This is a genomic window from Myxococcales bacterium (genome assembly GCA_016712525.1).
GTDB lineage: Bacteria > Myxococcota_A > Polyangia > Polyangiales > Polyangiaceae > JAAFHV01.
Window position 1 is genome coordinate 2,660,369 of record JADJQX010000001.1, and the last position, 13,826, is coordinate 2,674,194.

The following is a 13,826-nucleotide window of genomic DNA, read 5'->3' on the forward strand; positions in this document are numbered from 1 at the left end:
GCGCTTGGGTCGGTCCGTGAACGGGCTCGGCCCGTTCGTGCCGCGGCGCGGGACGTGGCGATGGGGCTCGCGGTAGAACGATGGGCATGGCCGTGAACCTCGAGCACCTCCGCGTCCTCGTCCGAATCGCGCGTGAGCCCACGTTCGCGGCCGCGGCCGAGCGCCTGCACGTGACGCCCTCCGCGGTGAGCCAGCACGTGAAGATGCTCGAGGCCGAGCTCGGGACGATCCTCTTCGAGAAGGCGGGCCGAGGCGTCCGCATGACGCGCGACGCGGAGGCGCTCGTCGAGGGGCTCGGGCCGCTCATCGCGCAGATCGACGAGCGCATCGAGGTGTTCACGGGCGAGTCGGACGTGGTGCGCGGCGCCGTCACGATCGGGGGGCCCGACGTCTTCTGCCGCATGTGGCTTTTGCCTCGCATCGCGGCCGCGGCCAAGGCCTACGGAGAGCTCTCGCTCGACGTGCGCTTCGCCAAGAACGATCAGGTCGAGAAGACCCTCGTGTCGGGCGAGATCGACTTCGCCATCTTGGTGGCCGCGCCCGAGTCGCCCGCCGTCGAGGCCGTCCCCATCTACCGCGAGGAGCTCGTCGCCGTCGCCTCGCCGGCGTACCTCTCGCGTTACGGCGAGCCCGAGACGCCGTCGGAGCTCGAGGCTCACAGGTTCGTGCTGTTCGATCCGACCGCGCGCATGCAAGACGTCTGGCTCCGGGCGGTCGTCGGACCGAAGGCGACGTTCCGCGGCAAGGTGGTGTGCACCGTGCGGGATCTCGACCAGATCCTCGATCTCGCCAAGGCCGACGTGGGCATCGGCATCGTGCCGAACCACATGGCCGACCCCTCGGTGGAGAAGGGCGAGCTCGTGGTCCTCACGATGGGCAAGGCGCAGCCCAAAGGCCGCAGGCGCGCGACGAACGTCATCTACCTCGCGTGGCGAAAGAGCCACCGAGAGGCGGCGCGCCTCCGCGCGGTCCGAGAGCTCCTCCTCGAAGGCACCGAGTCGGCTAAGAAACCCTGAGGTCTCGCTTCGACGTCTTCGCCGAGGGCTTCGGGCCGGCACGAACGGCGCGCCGAATCGCGACGAAAAGTAGATTAATTTCAGGCGTTTGAGTGGCGGTGCAGGCCTTGCCGAGGGGGCCCCGCCGCGTGCGCAACCGGTGCAGCGGTCGGGGCGCCGGGCGCGCTTGTCGGCGTCGTGGTTTTCGCCCAAGACTCCGCCCCATGACGACCAAGAAGCCGACGACGTACTGGGACTACATCAAAGTCGAGGAGCTGCTCTCGCTCCAGGGTGGCCTCGTGGGTGATGCCTCGAAGCTCTCGAACGACGAGGTGATGTTCATCACCATCCACCAGGTCGAGGAGCTGTGGCTTCGGCTCGTCCTGCGCGAGCTCCAGGGCGCGCGCGATCTCTTCCGTGCCGAGCACGTGCCCGAGCAGTCCCTCGCCACGGCCGTGCGGAGCATCGACCGCATGACGGTGGTGATGCAGCACGCGGCGCACCACCTCGGGCTCATGGAGACGATGACCACGCGGGACTACCTCACGTTCCGGGACAAGCTCCACCCCGCGAGCGGGTTCCAGTCCGCGCAGCTCCGCGAGATCGAGATCTTGGCCGGGCTCTCCGAGGCGGAGCGCATCCCGCTCGGGCACGAGAAGAGCTACATGAAGATGCTGAAGAACGCGGACGGCTCGGACTCCCCCGCGTCGAAGCGCGTCGAGGCTCGCCTCGCGGACGCGCCCACCCTGCTCTCGGCGGTCTCCGATTGGCTGTATCGTACACCTATTCAGGGCTCGATGCCCGACGCCCCCGGGGATGCGGCGCGTGTGCGCGCGTTCCTCGAGGCGTACTGCGCGTCGCACGCGAAGAGCGCGCGCGAGACCCTCGCCGTCGCGCGAGAGACCTCGGTGACCGCCGAGGACGCGGCGCGCCTCGAGGCCCGCTACGAGGGCGAGATCGCGTCGGCGCGTGCCTTCCTCTTCGCCGAGGACGTCCCAGAGGCCGACAGGGCGCGTGCGTCCCGCATCCGCGCCGCGCTCGTGTTCATCGAGAGCTACCGCGAGGCGCCCTTGCTCTCGTGGCCGCGCGCCGTCATCGAGGCGCTCGTCGCCTTCGAGCAGTCGTTCGTCATGTTCCGCCAGCGCCACGCGCGGATGGTGGAGCGCGTCATCGGCAGGCGGACCGGCACGGGCGGCTCGGCGGGCGTCGACTACCTCGACGGTACCGCGCTGAAGTACCGCATTTTCCGGGACGTTTGGGCCGTGCGCACGCTGCTCGTGAAGACCGAAGCCCTCCCGCCCCTCGAGGCATCCGAGCAGTACGGTTTCTTCGCTAAGAATGCGGCGGTTTCGGGCGCTCCCGGCCCGGCTTTCCTGTAGACAGAGGTCCTCTCTCGAACGTTCGCGGAGTACTCATGCGCATCGTGTGCCTCGGTGGAGGGCCTGCGGGCCTCTACTTCTCGATCCTGATGAAGAAGGCGGACCCCTCGTGCCACGTGAAGGTGGTCGAGCGGAACCGCCCGGACGACACGTTCGGCTGGGGGGTCGTCTTCTCGGACAAGACCATGGACGGCTTCCGCGAGGCCGATCCTCAGGTCGTCGAGGAGATCGAGCGCGCGTTCCGCCACTGGGACGACATCGATGTGCACTACAAGGGAACGCTGACGCGCTCGTCGGGGCACGGCTTCTGCGGCATCTCGCGCATGAAGCTGCTCCAGATCCTCCAGGCGCGCGCCACGGAGCTCGGGGTCGAGCTCGCGTTCGAAGAGAACGTCGACGACCCCGACACCTACGCCAAAGAGTACGACCTCGTCGTCGGCTCGGACGGGGTGCACTCGGTCACGCGGCAGAAGCACGAGGCGCACTACAACCCGCGCATCGACGTCCGGAAGTGCCGCTTCATCTGGCTCGGCACCAAGAAGAAGCTCGACGCCTTCACCTTCGCCTTCGAAGAGACCGAGCACGGCTGGTTCAACCTGCACGCGTACCGCTTCGACGACGACTGGTCGACGTTCATCGTCGAGACCCCGGAGGAGACCTGGAAGAAGGCCGGCCTCGACGCCATGGAGGCGAGCGAGTCCGTCGCGTACTGCGAGAAGCTCTTCGGGAAGCTGCTCGACGGCGAGCGGCTCGTGTCGAACGCGAAGCACCTCCGCGGCTCGGCCGTCTGGCTCAAGTTCAACCGCGTGCTCTGCGAGCGTTGGTTCAAAGACAACGTCGTGCTCATCGGGGACGCCGCGCACACCGCGCACTTTGCGATCGGCTCCGGCACGAAGCTCGCCATGGAGGACGCGATCGCCCTCTCTCGTGTGCTCACGCGCGAGTCGGGCACCATCCCCGAGCGGCTCGCGCGCTACCAAGCCGAGCGCGAGGTCGAGGCGCTCAAGCTCCAGAGCGCGGCGCGGAACCGCATGACCTGGTTCGAGGACATCGAGCGCTACACCGGCCTCGAGCCCGAGCAGTTCGTGTTCTCCTTGCTGACGGGGAGCCAGCGCATCGGCCACGAGAACCTGAAGGTCCGCGATCCGGCCTACGTCCAAGGGGTCGACCGCTACTTCGCGAAGAAGGCCGGCCTCTCGGGCGACAAGCCCGTGCCGCCCATGTTCACGCCGTACACCTTGCGCAACGTGACGCTCGAGAACCGCGTCGTCATGTCGCCCATGTGCATGTACTCTGCAAAAGACGGAGTGCCGGACGACTTCCACCTCGTCCACTACGGGAGCCGCGCGCTCGGCGGGGTGGGGCTCATCGTCACGGAGATGACCGGCGTCGCCCCCGAAGGGCGCATCACGCCGGGCTGCACGGGCCTGTGGAACGACGAGCAGGTCGCCGCCTGGAAGCGCATCGTCGCGTTCGTCCACGCCCAGGGGAAGACCAAGATCGCCATCCAGCTCGGTCACGCCGGGCCCAAGGGCTCGACGAAGGTCCCCTGGGAGGGCGTCGACGTGCCGGTCACGGAGGGGGGCTGGGAGCTCCTCGCGCCGTCGGCCATCCCGTACTGGAAGGGCGTCTCTCACGCGCCCCGCGCGATGACCCGCGCCGACATGGACGCCGTGAAGGCCCAGTTCGTCGCCGCCACGAAGCGCGCGATCGTGTGCGGCTTCGACGTCTTGGAGCTCCACTGCGCGCACGGGTACCTGCTCTCGGCGTTCATCTCGCCGCTCACGAACGTCCGCGAGGACGAGTACGGCGGCTCGCTCGAGAACCGCTGCCGCTTCCCACTCGAGGTGTTCCGCGCGATGCGCGAGGCGTGGGGTGACAGGCCGATGTCGGTGCGCCTCTCCGCCCACGATTGGGTCCCCGGAGGCATCGACCCGGGCGCCGCGGCGGACGTGGCCCGCCTCTTCAAAGAGGCCTCGGCCGACATCGTGCACGTCTCTTCGGGGCAGGTGAGCAAAGAGGAGCAGCCCGTGTACGGGCGCATGTTCCAGGTGCCGTTCTCGGACAAAATTCGCAATGAAATCAACGTTCCAACGATCGCCGTCGGCAACATCACCGAGCTCGACCACGTGAACACGATCGTGGCCGCGGGGCGCGCCGATCTCTGCGCCCTCGCGCGCCCGCACCTCGCCGATCCGTTCTTCACGGTGCACGCGGCGGCCGAGCAGGGGCACGGCGTCCCCTGGCCCAAGCCCTACGAGGCGGGCAGGCTCCAGCTCGAGCGCTCGATCAAGAAGGCCCAGACCCCGATCGGCGAGGCCTGAGCCGGGTGCGGGAGGCGCCGCTCCCGGGGGACTCGATCATCCTTCGGAGAAGAAGGCGACGAGCTCGTCGTTCACTTTGGCCGGGGCCTCGTGCTGGATCCAGTGCGTGGCCTCGGGCACGAAGACGACCTTGGCGTTCGGCACGAGGTCGGCCTTCGGGGTGGCGAGCTCACGTCCGAGGTGCGGATCCTGCTCCCCCCAGAGGACGAGCACAGGGGCCTCGACCTTCGTGATCGGCACGGCGGTGCCCGGTCGGAACATCGCGCGGTACCACGCGACGCCTCCCTCGACGGCCCGTGGCTGCCTCCACGCGGTGACGTAGCGGGCGATGTCGTCTCGTGTGAAGGCCTCGGCGTTGGCGGCGCCCTCGAACGACTTTCGCATGATCGCGTAGTCGTCGAGCCGGAGCACGGCCTCGGGGAGGAGCGGCACCTGAAAGAAGAACATGTACCAGCTCTTCGCGAGCTGCTCGAAGCTGCGGAGCCCCGAGATCATGCGCTCCGGGTGTGGCCCGTTCAGGATCGCGAGCTTCCGGAGCATGCCGGGGTGTCGCATCGCGAAGGCCCACGCGACCCCGGCGCCCCAGTCGTGCCCGACGACGAACGCGCGCTCCTCACCGCGATCACGGACGAGCGCCGCGATGTCGTCGACGAGGCGCTTCATGCCGTACGCGCGCACGTCCTCGGGTTTGTCGGACAGGTTGTAGCCGCGCTGGTCGGGCACGACGACACGAAATCCCGCGGCGACGAGCGCGCCGATCTGCTTCCGCCACGCGTACCAGAGCTCGGGGAAGCCATGCAGGAGCACGACGAGCGGCCCGTGCCCGGCCTCGACGTAGTGGAGCTTCACGCCGGGCTCGACCTCGGCGTAGGCGTGGGTGAGGGAGCTCTCGTCGAGGGCGAAGGAGGCGGGGCTCATGCGTCGGGCACGGTAGGGCTGCCCGCGCGCGACGTAAAGGTGCTCCTCGCGCGAGCGAACTGGTCTATTTCCACCGCATGTACGCGATCGCGATCCTCCGCTACCGAAAGCCGCTCGACGAAGTTTTGAAGGTGGTCGACGAGCACCGCGCCTACCTCGCGACTCTCAAGGAGAAGGGTATCTTGCTCGCGTCGGGCCCGCTCGATCCGCGGAGCGGTGGGGCGCTCTTGCTGCGCACCCCCGAGGGGGCCGACGTGCACGCCGTGCTCGACGCCGTCCGCGACGACGATCCGTTCACCAAGAAGGGCGTCGCGCAGTACGAGCTCTTGCCGTGGGCGCCGGTGCTCGGTGTCGAGGGCCTCGATCGGCTCTGAGCCGAGCTCTTCCTTTTGGCTTCGTTCTCCCTGCGGCATCGGTCCGTTTCGTGGGGCGTAGCCTCGCGCGCTCGGGGAGAGGTGGCTAAGGTGCCCGCCATGGCAACCGCGACGTTCCCCGAGATCTTCACCGAAGCCCGTACCTACCCGCGGTTTCGCGCCGAGCCCGTCTCCGACGAGCTGCTTCGTGCGGTGTGGGACGCGTCCCGCTTCGGGCCCACCGCGATGAACTCGGGGCCCTTGCGGGTCGCGTTCGTGAGGAGCCCCGACGCCAAAGAGAGGCTCGTCGCCTGCGCCGCTGCGGGCAACGTCGACAAGATCAAGAGCGCGCCCGTGACGGCCATCTTGGCCTTCGACACCGACTTCCACGAGAAGCTTCCGAAGCTCTATCCGCACGCGGGGGCCGCGCTCGAGCGGTTCCGCGCGCAGACCGTCGAGGAGCGCTCGGGCGTCGCGAAATCGAACGCGTGGCTCGGCGCGGCGTACTTCATCGTCGCCGCGCGGGGGTACGGGCTCGACTGCGGGCCGATGGGAGGCTTCGACGCGACCAAGGTCGACGCGGCCTTCTTCGCGGGCAAGACGCTTCGTTCGTTCCTCTTGGTCAACCTCGGGTACGGCGATCCTGCGAGCCTCCACCCGCGCAACGAGCGCCTCTCGTTCGACGAGGCGTGCGAGCTCGTGTGACGTTCGACGTTCCGCCGAAGTGACCCGACAGGTAAGAGCGTGTGCGCTCCTTACGAGGACGGCGCAGCACCCAGGAGGTCGAAGAACCCGGCGCTCGCCGTGAGAGAGCGCGCGCGGGCCGAGCCGAGCCAAGCGACGAACGCCGCGGCCTCGTCGGGCGCGTCGAGCGTCCCGTAGACGAAGAGCGGGCGGGCGAGCGGATACCTCCCGGAGATGGCGTCCTCGGCGGTCGGTGTGACAACTTCGCCGCGCGCGTTCACGAGCGGGAGCACACGCGCTCGTTTGGCGCGCGCCACGCCCGCGAACCCGATGCCGGCCCGGTCGCGTGAGACGGCGTGCACCACCGCCGACGTCCCCGGGAGGCTCTGGACCTCGGCGGCGAAGTCGGCCTTCGCGAGCACGCGCTCCCTGAAGTAGGCGTACGTCCCCGAGCCATTTTCCCTGGAGTAGAGCACGATCGGGAGGTCTTCTCCGCCGACGCTCGACCAGCGCGTGACCTTCTTCCGGTACATGCGCCCGAGGGTGCTCACGTCGAGCGGGGGGCACGGGTTCTCCGGGTGGACGTAGAGCGTGATCGCGTCGAGGCCCACGCGGGTCTCGGTGACCGCGCTGCCGCGCGCCGCCTCGATGCGCGCACGTTCGGCTCGGGTCATGGGGCGGCTCGCCGTCGCGAGGTCGGCGGTCCCGTTCTCGAGCGCGGCGATCCCGGTGCCCGTGCCTCCGCCCGAGACCTCGAGGCGCACGTCGGAGCGCTGAGTTGCGTAGGCCTCGGCCCAGGCTTGTGCGAGCACGACCATCGTGTCGGAGCCGCACACGACCACGCTCTTCGTGGCTGCGCGCGACGCACGCGAGCTGCCGCAGGCGCCGAGGGCGACGGAGGCGACGAGGAGGGAGCGGCGGGTTATCACGAGTTGACCGTGGTCCGTGAAGGTCACGGTCGCGTGACGACGAGGGCACGCCTTCTCGAACGCGACACGCAGCTTTGGCGCGAACGGCAGCCTCGCGCGCGCACGGGGCTCGTGGGTCAGGTTCGGAGCGGATTTCGTGCCTTTTTCGTCGAGTTGGGCGAAAAGGCGAAAATCATGAGGTTCGGGTCGTTCGCGCGTGGGGCTTGGGTCGTCTTGGGGATCGGGGCAGCGCAGCTCATGGTCGTGGCGTGCGCCAAGAGCGCCGTGCCCGCGGTGCCCGAGGCGAAGCTCCCGGAGCCGCGCACGGTCGACGCGGACGTACCCGAGCCGCCGGACGCCGCGCTCCCGATCGACGACGACGCCGCGCCCACGGCGCCCCGCCCCGACGCCGCGCGTGTATCTGTGCAAGATGCAAGTACCGACGCGACCGTCGACGCGCCTCCGCCCCCGGTCACGGGCCCCCTCCGTGACGAGGCCGACGCGGTAGCTCGCGCTGCACGGGCCGCCGACGTCGCGCTCGACAAGGCGTACGCCGCCTTCGTGAAACGCGCTCAGGTCGCGCCATCGCACACGGGCTCGTGGGCTGCGAACGCGCGTCGCGACGTGAAGGGCTCGGTCACCGCGGGGTACGTGGTGACGTTCGACGCCCACCCTCCTGCCGGGTTCGAGTACACCGCCGTGGTGCAGGTCGGCCCCCGCGGTGAGATCGCCGTGAAGAAGGCAGAGGCGAGCTTCTCCCCGGACTGACGAGGGCGGAGCCTAGAAGAGCTCGTGGCTCACGACGCGGAGGCCGCTCGAGACCCACACGGGCAAGAGCGCATCGCCGAAGAGGCCCCCTCCCATGGTGGCGTCGAGCTGGAGGTGCTCGTTGAAGATGACCCGGAGCCCTGCCTGGCAGGCGCCGCTCGCGCCCTGCACGTAAGGATCGCCGGAGAAGAGCTCGCCGATGAGGTGAATGTCGTACACCGTCTCGACCTGAGTCCCTATCCCCCAGGTGAGCTTCGCCGGGGCATAGCCGGCCGCGGCCAAGGTCGAGACGCCGACGTTCGCGTGGATCAAGAAGTCGTCTTCTTTGATGAATGCCTGGGTGACCGCCAAGTAGGAAAATCCGCTGAACCCAGGGGACTCGAAGCCCCCGCGCCCGGCGGGCGTGATGCCTCCGACGACGATCGCGAACACGGGGGGCTTATTGGGCACCGACTCGTGAAGCAGGAACTTCCCTTGGGCGACGGGCCCGCCGAAGGCGAACGATGGTGCTCCGCTGTCGCCCAGCCCCGACAGCCCATAGACCCCGCCGAGCGTCACCTCGAGCCAGTCGGTCGGGCCTACTGCGGGCAAAATCCAGTGTTGGAGGCTCTTCGCGTCGCGCCGCCACCAGGTCTCGAGCTGCACGTGCCCTTTGCCGACCACGTGCGCGTCGTCGGTGATGAAGGGCCGGATCGCGTGGGCCGTGCCGGGCAACGCGACACCAGCAGCCGTGAGCCCGGCGACGATCATGGCGGTGCGGAGACGCATCGAGCTACGCACCGTATTCGACCTCCCGAGCCCTCGAGAAGGCGAAATACACGGGCGACGGCTTGCGAGATCGAAAGGTGCCGGTAGCCTGGGTCGCCATGGCCAAGACCGACTTCGCCTCGATCGACGCGTACCTCGCCACGCTCCCCGAGGCCGCCCGCGCCGTGCTCGAGGAGGTGCGCGCCGTGCTCACGAAGGCCATCCCCGGGGCCGAAGAGGCGATCTCGTACCAAATCCCGACGCTGCGGCTCGGCGGCAAGAACGTGCTGCATTTTGCCGCGTGGAAAGCCCACTACGCGCTCTACCCGGCGTCGGCCCGCGTGGTGGCCGAGCTCGGCGAAGCGCTCGCCCCGTACGACGTCTCGAAAGGGACGATAAAGCTCCCGTACACGTTGGTCCCTCGGGCCCTCTTGGCCAAGGTCGCCAAGGTCCGCGCCGCCGAGCATAGGGAGAGCGTGGCGTCGGCGGGCAAGGTGCGGGGTGTGGCCAAAGCGACTGACGCGGGCAAGGCCGAGGGCCCCAAGAAGCCCACGACCGCGAAGAAGCCCGTCACCAAGCAGCGCGCGCGTCGCGGCTGAGGGGCTTTGGGCCTCGAACGCGCTCGCGAGGCTTGACCCTGGAGTGGGCTCCAGGGTGCATACTCGAGGCATGGTCGAGCCCGCAGGATCGATGAGCATCGGAGAGCTCGCGCGGAGAGCGGGCGTCGCCGTCGATACGCTGCGCTACTACGAGCGTCTGGGGCTGCTCGAGCCCGCGGGCCGCACGAAGACCGGATACCGGCGCTTCGGCCCCGAGGCCGAGGAGCGCCTCGGGTTCATCGGTCGCGCGAAATCGCTCGGGTTCACGCTGGCCGACGTGGCCGAGCTCTTGAGGCTCCGCGCGCGGCCCGGGGCGCCGTGCGCGGCCGTGCGCGAGAAGGCTCGGGAGCAGCTCGCGGTGGTCGACCAGAAGCTCGCGGAGCTCTCGCGCCTGCGCGCCGCGGTCGCGGCCCTCGTGGGGGCCTGCCAAGGCGACCGGGCCGTCGAGCGATGCTCGATCCTCGAGGCCCTCGCCCGCCCGACCCTCGAGCCACGCGGGGCCGAACCCGCAGGGACCATCGTTCACGAAGGAGAATCATCATGGGAGACTGTACGAGCACCGGTGAAATCAACGGCCACCTCGCGTGTGTCGCGGCGTGCGAGGCGTGCATCGAAGAGTGTCTGAACGAGGCGACGCCGGCCCACGTCGCGTGCATTCGCGCGTGCCGTGACTGCATCGACGCGTGCCTCCTCGCCGCTCGCTACGAGGCGCGCAAGAGCCCGCTCGCCGACGAGGCCCGTGCACTCTGCAAAAAAGCCTGCGAGGCCTGCGCGAAGGCCTGCGAGGCGGCCGGCTGCGGCGACTGCGCGAAGACCTGCCGCACATGTGCGTCCGGGTGCGCCTGAACGCTCACCCGGCTCACGAGCGTTCGGTGTGGTGCACGCCGGCCGCGCGCGCGAAGCCTTCGTCGGGGACGCGGAGCGCTTGAGAAAAGCGCGACCAATAGTGCACGCTCGCGAGCGTGGCGGCCAGGACGACCACGTCGTGGTCGTCGAGCTCGTTCTTCACGCGTCGGACGACGTCGTTCGTGAGGTGGCCTCCGGGGCGCGACGCGTCTCGGACGTAGGTCGCCACGGCGGCACCTCGCGGCCCGAGCACGGCGGCGAAGGCGCCCTCGTCGAGGGAGAGGAGCGCCTCGAGCTCGCGGTCCGAGAGCCCTACACGCGGCGCCACCGCGACGTTCATGTCGACGCAGAACGGGCACCCCGCCGAGCGCGCGGCCACGATGCGCGTGATGGCGAGGAGGCGCTCCCCGTCGGCCGCGTGCAGGTCGCGTTTTCCGGGGGCGAACGCCTCGAGGATGGCCGCGGCGAACGCGCTCTTCGAGGCGTGCGCGAGGAGGCGCGCGGGCAACGGCACGTGCCCGACGATGCGCGCGATGAGGCGAAAAATAGGCACGAACGCGAGGGGTGTGCGCGCCGGGGGCTCGACGATCGGGCCTTCGTTCATGCCGGCCTCGTAGCAGGGCGCGGCACGAGGCTTCAACCCTCGTGGTCGCCGGCTACGGTGGTGCGAGGTCGGAGACGAGCGCGTCGAGGTCGGCGTCGAGGCGCGCGTCGAGCTGATGGTTGGCCCCCGGGTAGGCGTGGAGTCGCAGATCGAGGGCGGCCTCACCTCGGGCGCGGGCCTTCGTGTTCCGATCGACGAGGCTCCTCACCGCGTCGATCGGCGCGTTGCGATCGCGCTCTCCATGAAAGAGCTCGATACGTTCACCCGGGCTTCGCGCGGCGAGCCTGTCGAGCACGTCGGTCGTGGGCTCGTGCGCCATGGGGTGCTCGAGGTACCGCCACGGCATGCCGAGCAGCACGAGGTAGTCGTCGTCGTGCGACGCGAGCGCCTTGCGAAACGCCTCGATCTCGAAGGGCAGAAAGACCCCGAGCTGCCGCTCCGCCCCGGTCGCGACGGCCTCGAGGGGGAGGCCCGACAGCACGCTCGCGGAGAGGCGCCTTGGCCACGAGGCCTCGCTGGAGCGGGCCGACGCGAGCGCCCTCACCCACACCTGCGCACCTTCACTGTGCCCATGCGCGAAGACGCGTGCCCTCGGCGCGACGTGCGGTCGCTCGAAGACGGCCTCGAGCGCGCGGCTCGTGCACGTCACCAGATCGCCCAGGGTGTGGCGATCGAACGCGCCTCGATCGACCGTCGTGAGCCCCTCGGAGGTCGTCCCGACGCCGGGTTTGTCGAGGCTCAGGATCGCGAAGCGGCCGTCGTGCGCGGCGGCGCGTGCGAGGCCGTCGAGGTCGCCGTGGGCCGTGGTGTAGATGCCCGTGCCGTTCTCGAAGAGCGCGATCCGTTCGTCGTCGGCGCCCGTGCGCTTGGACCAAGCCGAGCGCCGGAGGTACACGCAGCACGAGAGCCCAGGCGTGTCGGCGCTCACCGCGAACGCGTCGACCTCGAGGCCCTCCGAAGCGCCGCGCTGGGGCGGGACGACGCACGTCGCAGTGGCGCGGTGCGCGGTCTCCTGCGTGTGCGCGGCGCGAATGCCAGGTCCCTCGCCGGGCTGTCTCGACGAGGCCTTGGCGCTCGAGCCCGGCGGCACGGCGCGGTCAGGCACGCCTGGCCCCGCGCAGGCCGCGACGATCGTGAGGGCCACGGCAAACAGACCACTCCTCTTCGAAAATTCCCAGGGATTCAACGGGGGAGCGCTCCTTGGCGCTCGGTTCGACCGCTCACCTGGGGCGCACCTTGGGTGGTCGTCCGCGCCCCGAGGTCGCTACGCGGTCCCTTCTTTCGAGGCCTCCGCATCGGACCGAAGCGTAGCATGGGCAAGCGACGCGGCCCGTGGCCCGCACCGACCGTTCGTTCAGAGCTTGGGGGCGAAGTCGACGATGCGGCCACGCGCGTCGAGCGCGATCTCGCAGCATGCCTCGAAGAGCTCGCGCAGCATGCGGCGGCCTCGGAGCGCGCGCGACTTCATGGCGGCCTCGCTGACCCCCTCGCGCGCCGCGGCTTCGCGCATCGTGAGCCCCTCGAGCTCGGTCGCTACGAGCGCCTCGCGGTAGGGTGACGGGAGCATCGAAACGAACGCCGCGACGAACTGGGAGAACGTCGCCTGGGCGTCTCGGTCCGCGGCCGTGTCGTCGGGACGAGGCTCGAGGCCGAGCTGCTCGTGACGGCGCTCGCGGCGGCCGCGACGCCGGTGGTGGTCGACGATGACGTTGCTCGTGACACGGTGGAGCCAGCGCCCGAAGGGCTCGTCCTCGGAGGGGGCCTCGGCGCGCGTGTGCACCTTGACGAGCACCTCTTGGAGCACGTCGTCGACATCCCCCGGGGGGACACGGCTCGCGACGAACGGCCGCATTTTCTCGGCGATCGCGCGGAGATCGCAGGCCTCACCCGGCATGGAGACCTCGCACACGCCCGAGGAGCGCGCGACCGAACGGCAGCGCGAGCGCGACGTGCACGGCGGCGATGGCGACCGCACCTGGCGCGAGCAACCCGGCGAGCGCGTCGAGCGGCGCCGTGTCGTCGTGGGCTCGGTCGATGGCGAACGTGAAGGCGAGCGCGGCCGAGCGGAGCGCTACGAGCCACCCGTGCACGAGGTACTCCGAAGAAGGGAGCCCGCCGGTGTGGGCGCGCGAACGACGCTCGACCGCCATGTCCCAGACCTCGAATGCCTGGTCGAGCACCACGAGCGCGAGCGCGACCGAGCGCGGGCCATGCCATCCGAAGACGAACCACAGCAGGAAGGGGAAGAGCACCGCACGCGCCGTGTGCAGGCGATGCTCGACGAACGCCGCTTCGCGGAGCGGGAGGCGCTCGCGGACCAAGTGGACCACGACCCCATCGTAGAACGACAGCGTCGCGAACGCGCCGAGGGAGAAGGCTGCCGCGAGCGGGAGGGAGAGCGAGCTCATCGCCCGAGCTCCTGCGCCGAGAAGCGCGGCGTCGTGTCGTCGAGGTAGGGCCGCAAGAGGTGGCGCTTCGTGCCCGACGTCTCGTGGGCGGCGAGCCGCTGGAGGTCGCGCCGTACGGGTGGCTCGAGCTCGACGACGTAGCGCTCGGGCGTGAGGTCCGCGCCGCCGAAGTCACCGGGCAGCGCGAGGTGGGGAGGGGGAAGGCTCGTGGGCGTCATGGTCTCGTGGATCACGACGCCACCCGATGCCGGCGGATGCAAAGAATCTTCACCCGAGCCAAAAAGCTCATTGTT

17 protein-coding genes are annotated in these 13,826 nt (G+C 69.7%); 9 read left to right on the plus strand and 8 right to left on the minus strand.

Going from position 1 to position 13,826, the window contains the following annotated elements:
• Positions 1 to 86 precede the first annotated feature (86 nt).
• The 3 genes from IPK71_11345 (at position 87) to IPK71_11355 (ending at position 4,698) form a co-directional block, all read left to right on the plus strand.
• Positions 87 to 1,016, plus strand: a complete 930-nt coding sequence (locus IPK71_11345; protein ID MBK8214333.1) for a LysR family transcriptional regulator — start codon at positions 87 to 89, stop codon at positions 1,014 to 1,016.
• Positions 1,017 to 1,219: 203 nt separating this feature from the next.
• Positions 1,220 to 2,374: a tryptophan 2,3-dioxygenase gene (locus tag IPK71_11350; protein ID MBK8214334.1), complete on the plus strand. Its 1,155-nt coding sequence runs from the start codon at positions 1,220 to 1,222 to the stop codon at positions 2,372 to 2,374.
• A gap of 35 nt (positions 2,375 to 2,409) precedes the next feature.
• Entirely contained in the window at positions 2,410 to 4,698 is a 2,289-nt protein-coding gene (locus IPK71_11355) for a bifunctional salicylyl-CoA 5-hydroxylase/oxidoreductase (GenBank protein ID MBK8214335.1), read from the plus strand.
• A gap of 36 nt (positions 4,699 to 4,734) precedes the next feature.
• Here the strand turns inward: IPK71_11355 and IPK71_11360 are convergent, their stop codons facing one another.
• The gene (locus tag IPK71_11360) at positions 4,735 to 5,616 is read right to left on the minus strand and encodes an alpha/beta hydrolase (protein ID MBK8214336.1); all 882 of its coding nucleotides are present in this window, start codon (positions 5,614 to 5,616) and stop codon (positions 4,735 to 4,737) included.
• Between the two features lie 77 nt (positions 5,617 to 5,693).
• On the opposite strand from IPK71_11360, the gene IPK71_11365 reads away from it, so the two are divergent.
• Together IPK71_11365 and IPK71_11370 are read left to right on the plus strand one after the other, a co-directional pair.
• Positions 5,694 to 5,990, plus strand: a complete 297-nt coding sequence (locus IPK71_11365; protein ID MBK8214337.1) for a hypothetical protein — start codon at positions 5,694 to 5,696, stop codon at positions 5,988 to 5,990.
• Positions 5,991 to 6,089: 99 nt separating this feature from the next.
• A complete protein-coding gene (locus IPK71_11370) occupies positions 6,090 to 6,674 on the plus strand; it encodes a malonic semialdehyde reductase (protein ID MBK8214338.1) in 585 nt (194 codons plus the stop codon).
• Between the two features lie 50 nt (positions 6,675 to 6,724).
• On the opposite strand, the gene IPK71_11375 is transcribed toward IPK71_11370, so the two are convergent.
• Positions 6,725 to 7,582, minus strand: a complete 858-nt coding sequence (locus IPK71_11375) for a phosphate ABC transporter substrate-binding protein (protein MBK8214339.1) — start codon at positions 7,580 to 7,582, stop codon at positions 6,725 to 6,727.
• A 174-nt stretch (positions 7,583 to 7,756) separates the two neighbouring features.
• Between IPK71_11375 and IPK71_11380 the strand changes: the two genes are divergently transcribed.
• Positions 7,757 to 8,329 (plus strand): hypothetical protein, encoded by a 573-nt coding sequence (locus IPK71_11380; GenBank protein MBK8214340.1) that lies wholly within the window; start codon positions 7,757 to 7,759, stop codon positions 8,327 to 8,329.
• A 12-nt stretch (positions 8,330 to 8,341) separates the two neighbouring features.
• Here IPK71_11380 and IPK71_11385 read toward each other — a convergent pair whose 3' ends face one another.
• Positions 8,342 to 9,097 (minus strand): hypothetical protein, encoded by a 756-nt coding sequence (locus IPK71_11385; GenBank protein MBK8214341.1) that lies wholly within the window; start codon positions 9,095 to 9,097, stop codon positions 8,342 to 8,344.
• 98 nt (positions 9,098 to 9,195) lie between these two features.
• On the opposite strand from IPK71_11385, the gene IPK71_11390 reads away from it, so the two are divergent.
• The 3 genes from IPK71_11390 to IPK71_11400 all read left to right on the plus strand — a co-directional run bounded on the left by IPK71_11390 (position 9,196) and on the right by IPK71_11400 (position 10,521).
• Complete coding sequence (locus IPK71_11390) at positions 9,196 to 9,675, plus strand: DUF1801 domain-containing protein (protein ID MBK8214342.1); 480 nt, start codon at positions 9,196 to 9,198, stop codon at positions 9,673 to 9,675.
• Positions 9,676 to 9,745: 70 nt separating this feature from the next.
• The gene (locus IPK71_11395) at positions 9,746 to 10,300 is read left to right on the plus strand and encodes a heavy metal-responsive transcriptional regulator (GenBank protein MBK8214343.1); all 555 of its coding nucleotides are present in this window, start codon (positions 9,746 to 9,748) and stop codon (positions 10,298 to 10,300) included.
• Positions 10,216 to 10,521 carry a four-helix bundle copper-binding protein gene (locus tag IPK71_11400; GenBank protein MBK8214344.1) on the plus strand — a complete coding sequence of 102 codons (306 nt, stop codon included), beginning with the start codon at positions 10,216 to 10,218 and terminating at the stop codon, positions 10,519 to 10,521. The genes IPK71_11395 and IPK71_11400 overlap by 85 nt, the downstream gene beginning before the upstream one ends.
• A 13-nt stretch (positions 10,522 to 10,534) precedes the next feature.
• Here the strand turns inward: IPK71_11400 and IPK71_11405 are convergent, their stop codons facing one another.
• The 5 genes from IPK71_11405 to IPK71_11425 form a co-directional block, all read right to left on the minus strand.
• On the minus strand, positions 10,535 to 11,125 hold the full coding sequence (locus tag IPK71_11405; GenBank protein ID MBK8214345.1) for a hypothetical protein: 591 nt from the start codon (positions 11,123 to 11,125) through the stop codon (positions 10,535 to 10,537).
• A gap of 52 nt (positions 11,126 to 11,177) precedes the next feature.
• Positions 11,178 to 12,269: a hypothetical protein gene (locus IPK71_11410; protein MBK8214346.1), complete on the minus strand. Its 1,092-nt coding sequence runs from the start codon at positions 12,267 to 12,269 to the stop codon at positions 11,178 to 11,180.
• Positions 12,270 to 12,479: 210 nt separating this feature from the next.
• Positions 12,480 to 13,019 (minus strand): sigma-70 family RNA polymerase sigma factor, encoded by a 540-nt coding sequence (locus tag IPK71_11415; protein MBK8214347.1) that lies wholly within the window; start codon positions 13,017 to 13,019, stop codon positions 12,480 to 12,482.
• Positions 13,009 to 13,533: a hypothetical protein gene (locus IPK71_11420; GenBank protein MBK8214348.1), complete on the minus strand. Its 525-nt coding sequence runs from the start codon at positions 13,531 to 13,533 to the stop codon at positions 13,009 to 13,011. Before IPK71_11420 ends, IPK71_11415 begins: the two co-directional genes overlap by 11 nt.
• Positions 13,530 to 13,766 carry a hypothetical protein gene (locus tag IPK71_11425; protein MBK8214349.1) on the minus strand — a complete coding sequence of 79 codons (237 nt, stop codon included), beginning with the start codon at positions 13,764 to 13,766 and terminating at the stop codon, positions 13,530 to 13,532. Before IPK71_11425 ends, IPK71_11420 begins: the two co-directional genes overlap by 4 nt.
• Positions 13,767 to 13,826: the final 60 nt, after the last annotated feature.

Excerpts from the sequence above, each read along its gene's own strand:
- IPK71_11345 (MBK8214333.1), top strand. The coding sequence starts at position 87 with ATGGCCGTGAACCTCGAGCACCTCCGCGTCCTCGTCCGAATCGCGCGT.
- IPK71_11350 (MBK8214334.1), top strand. The coding sequence starts at position 1,220 with ATGACGACCAAGAAGCCGACGACGTACTGGGACTACATCAAAGTCGAG.
- IPK71_11355 (MBK8214335.1), top strand. The coding sequence starts at position 2,410 with ATGCGCATCGTGTGCCTCGGTGGAGGGCCTGCGGGCCTCTACTTCTCG.
- IPK71_11360 (MBK8214336.1), bottom strand. The coding sequence starts at position 5,616 with ATGAGCCCCGCCTCCTTCGCCCTCGACGAGAGCTCCCTCACCCACGCC.
- IPK71_11365 (MBK8214337.1), top strand. The coding sequence starts at position 5,694 with ATGTACGCGATCGCGATCCTCCGCTACCGAAAGCCGCTCGACGAAGTT.
- IPK71_11370 (MBK8214338.1), top strand. The coding sequence starts at position 6,090 with ATGGCAACCGCGACGTTCCCCGAGATCTTCACCGAAGCCCGTACCTAC.
- IPK71_11380 (MBK8214340.1), top strand. The coding sequence starts at position 7,757 with ATGAGGTTCGGGTCGTTCGCGCGTGGGGCTTGGGTCGTCTTGGGGATC.
- IPK71_11385 (MBK8214341.1), bottom strand. The coding sequence starts at position 9,097 with ATGCGTCTCCGCACCGCCATGATCGTCGCCGGGCTCACGGCTGCTGGT.
- IPK71_11390 (MBK8214342.1), top strand. The coding sequence starts at position 9,196 with ATGGCCAAGACCGACTTCGCCTCGATCGACGCGTACCTCGCCACGCTC.
- IPK71_11395 (MBK8214343.1), top strand. The coding sequence starts at position 9,746 with ATGGTCGAGCCCGCAGGATCGATGAGCATCGGAGAGCTCGCGCGGAGA.
- IPK71_11400 (MBK8214344.1), top strand. The coding sequence starts at position 10,216 with ATGGGAGACTGTACGAGCACCGGTGAAATCAACGGCCACCTCGCGTGT.
- IPK71_11405 (MBK8214345.1), bottom strand. The coding sequence starts at position 11,125 with ATGAACGAAGGCCCGATCGTCGAGCCCCCGGCGCGCACACCCCTCGCG.
- IPK71_11415 (MBK8214347.1), bottom strand. The coding sequence starts at position 13,019 with ATGCCGGGTGAGGCCTGCGATCTCCGCGCGATCGCCGAGAAAATGCGG.
- IPK71_11420 (MBK8214348.1), bottom strand. The coding sequence starts at position 13,533 with ATGAGCTCGCTCTCCCTCCCGCTCGCGGCAGCCTTCTCCCTCGGCGCG.